This window comes from Robinsoniella sp. RHS, assembly GCF_001029355.1.
GTDB classification, from domain to species: Bacteria; Bacillota; Clostridia; order Lachnospirales; family Lachnospiraceae; genus Robinsoniella; species Robinsoniella peoriensis.
Genome location: NZ_JNGB01000234.1, coordinates 1 through 6952, shown reverse-complemented (window position 1 = coordinate 6952; position 6952 = coordinate 1). Strand labels below are relative to the sequence as shown.

The window sequence follows — 6952 nt, the reverse complement described above, 5'->3', positions numbered from 1 at the left end:
CAGAAGACCGATACCTAACTGCATGGCATCTGAAGGCTGTTTGATATGTACTTCTTTTCCTTCCAGGTAAACCTTGCCTGAATCAAACTTCTCTACTCCAAATATGGTCTGTACTACCTCGGTACGTCCGGCTCCTACCAGTCCGGTAAGTCCCAGGATTTCACCTTTTTTTACGCTAAAGGATACATTTTTGAAATATCCCTGTCGGCTTAATTTTTCTACTCTCAATACTTCCTGGCCAAGCTTAACATCCGGTTTCGGGAACAAATCATTAATTTCACGTCCAACCATGGCTTTAATCAGGTCTGCATTGGTGATTCCATCTACACCATATGTTCCGATATATTGGGAATCCCGGAATACGGTAACTTTACTTGCCAACCGATACATATCTTCAAATCTATGGGAGATGAAAATAATGGATGCTCCTTCGTCCCGAAGCTTTTCCGCTATTTTGTAAAGTTCTTCGGACTCTCTTTTGGTAAGCGCTGCCGTAGGCTCATCCATGATGATGATTCTGGCTTTCATAGACAGTGCTTTGGCAATTTCTACCATCTGCTGCTGCGCAACACTTAAGGATCCCATTTCTGCAGTTGCATCGAAATCTGCATTTAATTCTTTCAGGAGCTTATTTGCCTCTTCATTCATTTTCTTCCACTGGATCATGCCGTGTTTTACATCTTCATGGCCCATGAAAATATTTTCGGTAACCGTAAGATGCGGATAGGAAGTAACATGCTGGTAAATTGCTGCGATTCCTACTTTCTGTGCATCCTTTGGACCTTTAAAATTTACAGGCTTGCCATCCAGGAACATCTCACCCTCTTCTGCTTTATGTACACCTGTAATTACTTTTATAAACGTGGATTTTCCGGCGCCGTTTTCACCCATCAGTGCATGTATCTCGCCCTTTTTCAATTGAAAATGTACCTTGTCAAGAGCCTTTACACCTGGAAATATCTTTGTAATACCTTTTAATTCAAGAACATACTCAGACACCTTTTATTCTCCTCCCTTATCTTTTTTCATTTATCTTTGATCTATTAATATCCTATCATCTGGCTAATTTAATTTATACAGGAAAATAATTGGATTCAGGGTAAAATATTTTTGAATTTTGAATAAATTATGAACAATCTGTCCATATAATAGCTAAAAAGGTTTATTTATCCAGTATCTATGAGTTTATGATTTGTTAACAGAAAATCTATGATATGACTGATACAATCATACATTTATCTGCTATAATGATCACAGAAAATAACATCGCACTATTATCTTATAAGGAGGATTCTCATAAATGAAAATATTAATTGCAGATGACGACAAAATGTCACGCCAGGGGCTCACCTGTATGATCCACAAAGAATATCCCGGTCTTCATAGAATATTTGAAGCAAATAACATAAAGGAATTGGTAACGGTTTCAAAAGAAATGCACCCGGATCTCATATTCCTGGATATAAAAATGCCCTTAATGGACAGAATAGAAGGGTTTGAGGAAACAAAAAGACACTGTCCCAATGCCAATATTGTAATTCTCAGCGGATATTCAGACTTCCATTATGCCCAGAAAGCAATCCAACTGGGTGCAAAGGATTATCTGGTGAAGCCAATTACGTTAGAGGATATTAACAGAAGCCTGTTACAGGTCAGTAAAAAACTGGAAAAGTTAAAGTGGGTCAGTTATAACAATTTTCCGCATCAGCTAATTCAGGATTATAATAGTTTCCAGTCTTATGGAGAGATTCCGGAGGACTATCCCGCCGAATACCAGGGATATGTACTGTATGCAGACTCCCCTGACTTTCATGAACAGTATTCCATGTATCAACAGATCCAGACCAGGATCCAGGATTATTTTTCAGCCAACTCATCAACTCCTGTATGCAATGGTTTTCTATATCTGGATGACGGTGCGCTTCTTATCCTATTAAAAGAAGACCCTATGCGCCGGGAGACCCTTACTTTTCTCCAGAACCTGACCAGGAAGAATCGCTCTCCGCTGAGTGTAATCTGCTTTTGCTGCAATACCTTACGGGAATGTTTTAAAATTGCTGAAAATATATCAGACCACGCAACCTTCCGGAGTCTCTGTGAATATGGCAATTTGATTCCCTATCACGATTTGGAGCAGTCTGTTGCTGAAGATGCCCTGCAAAAATTAAACAGGATGATTAATCTGATTATTTTAGGATTTTTGGAAAAAGAAGAATCTCTGCTTTATCAGGCGATAAACCCTTCTTTTCCTGTTTCCTCACTGGAAGGTGTTTTCGCCAGATGTGAAAAATACAATCTTTCCCTGTATCTGAAAGCGGTAACGGGAGATTTATTTCACACGGAATCATTTTCCTTCTTTATACAATCTGTACAGGAAAAAATACAGGATATACATGGAGCCTCCCCTGAATCTCCTGATTATGATTTGTCAGAAAAAATAAAACAGTATATCAGGAAAAATTATACCCATGACATAGGAGTACAAAACCTTGCCGAACTGTTTGGGCATACCCCGGATTATCTCTTTCAGTTATTCCGTGAAAAGACCGGAATCCGTTATACAGAATATCTGGAAGAGATACGGATCTCAAATGCAAAACGGAAATTAAAGGAACAGCCGCAGCTTTCCATTAAAGAAATTGCTTCTTTAACAGGCTTTTGCAGCAGTCAGCAATTTACGAGAGTATTTACAAAATGCACAAATATGTCCCCTTCTGAATATCAAAGATGCATTAATAACGAGAATTTGTGAATAAACGGCGATTCCTATTGTAATCTTTTTATATTTTGTTAAAATGTAACTGTAGCTATCACAATCAGGGAGATTACAATAGATGAAATTACTAATAGTAGATGACGAACAATTAACAAGAGAGGGATTAATGTCTTCTGTGAACTGGAGATCCCTGGGTATATTTGACATTTTTCTGGCTGATGATGGAATTAATGGTCTTGAGACTGCAAAAAAGGAAAAACCGCAAATTATACTGAGTGATGTAAGAATGCCCAGAATGGACGGTATTGCAATGGCAGAGAAGATAAAATTGATCCTGCCAGATGCATGCATTATATTCATGAGCGGATATTCAGATAAAGAGTATCTAAAGGCGGCTATCAAATTAAAGGCTATTAATTATGTAGAAAAACCTTTGGATCCTCTTGAAATTGAAGAAGCTGTACTGGAAGCAATTGAAGAGAACAAACAGTTGAACCGTACCAAACAGTCAGAGACATTACTTTCTCTGGAACGATCCTCCAGACTGGCACTGCTTTTGACCTATCCCTCCCAGGATGTGGAAGGAATAGACGATTTACTGCATGATTTTCAATATCCGCCCAGTTCCATCCTATACTTCACCACATTAATTGTGAAGTTAACCGACAACTTTAATGAAAACATGGGGAATTCCATCAATACCATACACAAACAGTTAGACTCATTCCTGCTGAAATACCATTTGCAGAGTATACACGTAAGTAAACACGAACAGCATATTGTATATCATATTTTCGGAACGGTAAAACCTTCTCCTGAAATTATACTGAAGTGTTCAGAATACCTGAAATCTCTGTATAGTGAGATAGGGACTTTTTTTATTGTCGTTGGCAATACGGTAAATGATATACATAAAGTTTACCATTCCTATAGCCAGGCTGTTATACTGCTGCAGAGCAGCTTTTTCTATGATTACAACAGCATCCTGACTGATGAGAATTCAACTACTTTATCTACTTCCGTGTTTACCGATCCTTCCTCTGCTTTTGCAGAAGCTCTGTCTGATAAAAATAAAGATGAGGCAGCCGGCATATTGAATCATATTTTTAATTATTTTAAAAATAACCGGTCTTATCTGCCGAATCAGGTACGGGATATATACTACAAACTGTTTATGATTGTACAGAACAGCTGTAGATCCCAGCAGGTAACCGCCGGGACCGAGTCTCAAATTGAAAGTATCTTAGAATATATTGAGAAATTTCAGACTTTGGCAGAGCTGCATAAATCACTGCTCAGTAAGATAGACGATTATTTTGAGGCACTTAATAACCAGGTTTCGGAAAATTCCACCATTTTTATGATTAAAGAATTTATTCAGAAGAATTTTATGAATGATACGTTGTCTGTGAAAGATATCAGCGAACATGTCTATCTCTCTACATCTTATGTCTGCACTTTGTTTAAAACAGAAACGCAGCAGACATTGAACCAGTATATTACGGATTACCGTATGGAGAAGGCAAAACAGCTCCTATCTGACCCCAGGTACAAGATTACCGATATTTCCTCTAAAGTAGGATATTCCGATGGTAATTATTTTAGCAAGAGTTTTAAAAAAATCGTTGGTCTCTCACCTTCTGAGTACAGGGAGAAGGTGCTGAAATGATAAAACCGCTACAGCCACTGAAAGATTTGTATTCTAATATGCGGCTGCAGTCCAAATTTATGATCACCCATCTGGTGCTGATCATTATTCCGACTATTGTAATTGCGTATTTTTTTTACGGCCAGATGTATGATACCATTGTATCCGAAACGATACGCCAGGAGCAGAACTTTTCCAAACACTCCTCCTCTACGATCAATGCTGCAATGGATCAGATCAATGTAGTAAGTGACTCCATTCTGGACAATGCCTATCTTACGGATATTTTAAATGAAAAAAATTCGTTTCGCTTACTACAGCTGCTCCGTTCTGCAAAAACAGAAGATTTTTATACTTTTACCAATTCAATGATTGATGGAAATCTTATTACGGATATAAAAATATATATGGATCTCCCCACGGAAGATTTTTATGATGATTATAATGGCCAGAAGTCCATATTTCTGCATTCCAGTGAGGCAAGGGGGTCTTATTGGAGCGGCATATTTAACAGTACACCCATTCCTTCGCTGTTCTGCCCGAAGTTCTACCTTTCTCCAAAAGAGGTAGAAAACTATGGATCAATGTCCTATGTACGTAAGATTAAGCCGCAGACCGCCGCCCCCGAGGACCCTTCTATTTATGTAGTGGTTTATTTTTCCCAGGAAAATATTGATCAGCTGCTTATGCAGGGAATATCAGAAAATAATACCGTCTCATATATAGTAAACGAACGAAATGCCCTTGTATCTTCTTCCGATAGTGCTTATGCAGGTACTTATCTGATGAACTACGATACGATTAAAGACTCGTTTATGCAGTCAAATAACTACATTACCAAAACTGTTCTCGGAAAAGAAGTATATGCCGGCTTTTATAATGTAACCCATACTTCCTGGTATATGGTTTCTATTTTACCTGCACAATCCCTGCAGAACAAAGGAAAACTTTTAATCGTACAGTTTGTTCTTTTTTACCTCTTCTTCCTGGGTGTGGCATTTATTATGGCTACCACCCTCTCCAGATCCATTACAAAACGTCTGGGTGCAGTTATTAACCAGATGAAGACGGTGCGGACAGGACGTCCTGTATCTATGGAAACGGCGCAGATTCATGATGAGGTAGGTGATCTGATTGATACGTATAATTATATGAGTACCGAGATGAATACACTGATGGATAATCAGGCTAAGTCAGCGGAAGATCTTAGAATTGCTGAATTTAAAGCCCTGCAGTCCCAGATAAATCCTCATTTTCTGTACAACACCCTGGATATGATTAACTGGCTCTCCCTAAGCCATCAGGAGGAAAAGGTGACGGAAGCTGTACAGGCACTGTCAAAATTCTACAAACTTACTCTGAATAAGGGAAATATAGCCATCTCCCTCAAAGAGGAGATTACCCAGGTTTCACTTTATGTAAAGCTGCAGAATATGCGTTATCAGGACAAAATAGAATTTATTATTGACGTCCCGGATGAAATGATGGATTACGAAATCCCCAAGCTGGTTCTTCAGCCTCTGGTGGAAAATGCCATTATGCATGGTATTTTTGAAAAAGAGGAAAAAATGGGAACGATCCTGATTACCGGTTGGCTGGAAGATGAAGTTTTAGTCTTAATTGTATCGGACGACGGTGTAGGAATCTCGGAAGATAAGCTAAAAATTATCCTCACCGGAGCCGGGGAAAGTATTTCAGGAAGTAATATCGGTATCTATAATACACATGAACGACTACAGCTTTTTTATAATAACACCGACTTTGGCCTTGCATACAGCAGCAATGAAGGAAACGGGACGGAAGTAGAGATCCGAATCCCCGCGAAGAAGATATCTGTTTAAAATATGCCTGGTTAAATTTATAAAGTCACAAAATAATTATTTAATTTATTATTTACTTCCAAAAAATATCCAATACAACATTGACTAATCCTCAAAAAATGTTATCATATATTTGCGGGGATATGATGGTCTGGTATTCGTTCACTCATTTTTTGTAAATGGTGTCTGTTATCAGATCATTTTCCTTTTTTATAAAAAATGCAAAGAACCAGAGCAAATCCCTCCCTGATCTGCTCTGGTTCTTTTTAATTTGCAAGATATACATCTGCCTGCTGCCGTCCGAATACACAGGCATCCTGATGATTATTCATATAGATATCCACGTGTCCATAAGGAGTTCCCCTATCTTCCACGGTATAGACTTCACCATTAATAATCAATCTGGTTCCAAATGGGATACCTCCCATAGCAACTGTTTTGCCCTGTACCGGCATAGCTCCGCTGGCTGTTGGCCCTCCCGACCAGACACCGCAGCAGACCGGGCAGCTGCAATAAGCTGTTAAGGTAAAGTTCCCCAGATGCTGTCCATAATCCTGTTCCCGGGCAAGCTCTGTGTCACCCTGGACGCTGCTGTCATTTTCCGGTCCGTCATTGATCATAACGTCATCTTCAATAATGCGGACTGCCCATACAGCGCTGTCGTAGCTGACGCTGTTGGTGATAATACCTCTTGCACTGCTGTGCGCTTCAATATCCTGTCCGTCACCAATATACATGACTACATGATATACATATCCATTCCGTGCA

General features: G+C 39.0%; 4 protein-coding genes and 1 pseudogene. 3 read left to right on the top strand and 2 right to left on the bottom strand.

Annotated features, from left to right (window positions below; genetic code table 11):
• Nucleotides 1–999 (bottom strand): ATP-binding cassette domain-containing protein (locus tag RHS_RS29105; RefSeq protein WP_047835181.1); only part of this gene is annotated, 999 nt, incomplete at its 3' end.
• A 301-nt stretch (nucleotides 1000–1300) separates the two neighbouring features.
• Between RHS_RS29105 and RHS_RS29100 the strand changes: the two genes are divergently transcribed.
• From RHS_RS29100 to RHS_RS29090, 3 genes are all read left to right on the top strand, one after another.
• A complete protein-coding gene (locus tag RHS_RS29100) occupies nucleotides 1301–2752 on the top strand; it encodes a response regulator (protein ID WP_047835180.1) in 1452 nt (483 codons plus the stop codon).
• Nucleotides 2753–2834: 82 nt separating this feature from the next.
• Nucleotides 2835–4385, top strand: a complete 1551-nt coding sequence (locus RHS_RS29095) for a response regulator (protein WP_044297726.1) — start codon at nucleotides 2835–2837, stop codon at nucleotides 4383–4385.
• A complete protein-coding gene (locus tag RHS_RS29090; protein ID WP_044297727.1) occupies nucleotides 4382–6205 on the top strand; it encodes a sensor histidine kinase in 1824 nt (607 codons plus the stop codon). The genes RHS_RS29095 and RHS_RS29090 overlap by 4 nt, the downstream gene beginning before the upstream one ends.
• Before the next feature lie 245 nt (nucleotides 6206–6450).
• Here the strand turns inward: RHS_RS29090 and RHS_RS29085 are convergent.
• Nucleotides 6451–6952, bottom strand: a pseudogene (locus RHS_RS29085) (cell wall hydrolase); the annotation flags it as partial.

Excerpts from the sequence above, each read along its gene's own strand:
- RHS_RS29100 (WP_047835180.1), top strand. The coding sequence starts at position 1,301 with ATGAAAATATTAATTGCAGATGACGACAAAATGTCACGCCAGGGGCTC.
- RHS_RS29095 (WP_044297726.1), top strand. The coding sequence starts at position 2,835 with ATGAAATTACTAATAGTAGATGACGAACAATTAACAAGAGAGGGATTA.
- RHS_RS29090 (WP_044297727.1), top strand. The coding sequence starts at position 4,382 with ATGATAAAACCGCTACAGCCACTGAAAGATTTGTATTCTAATATGCGG.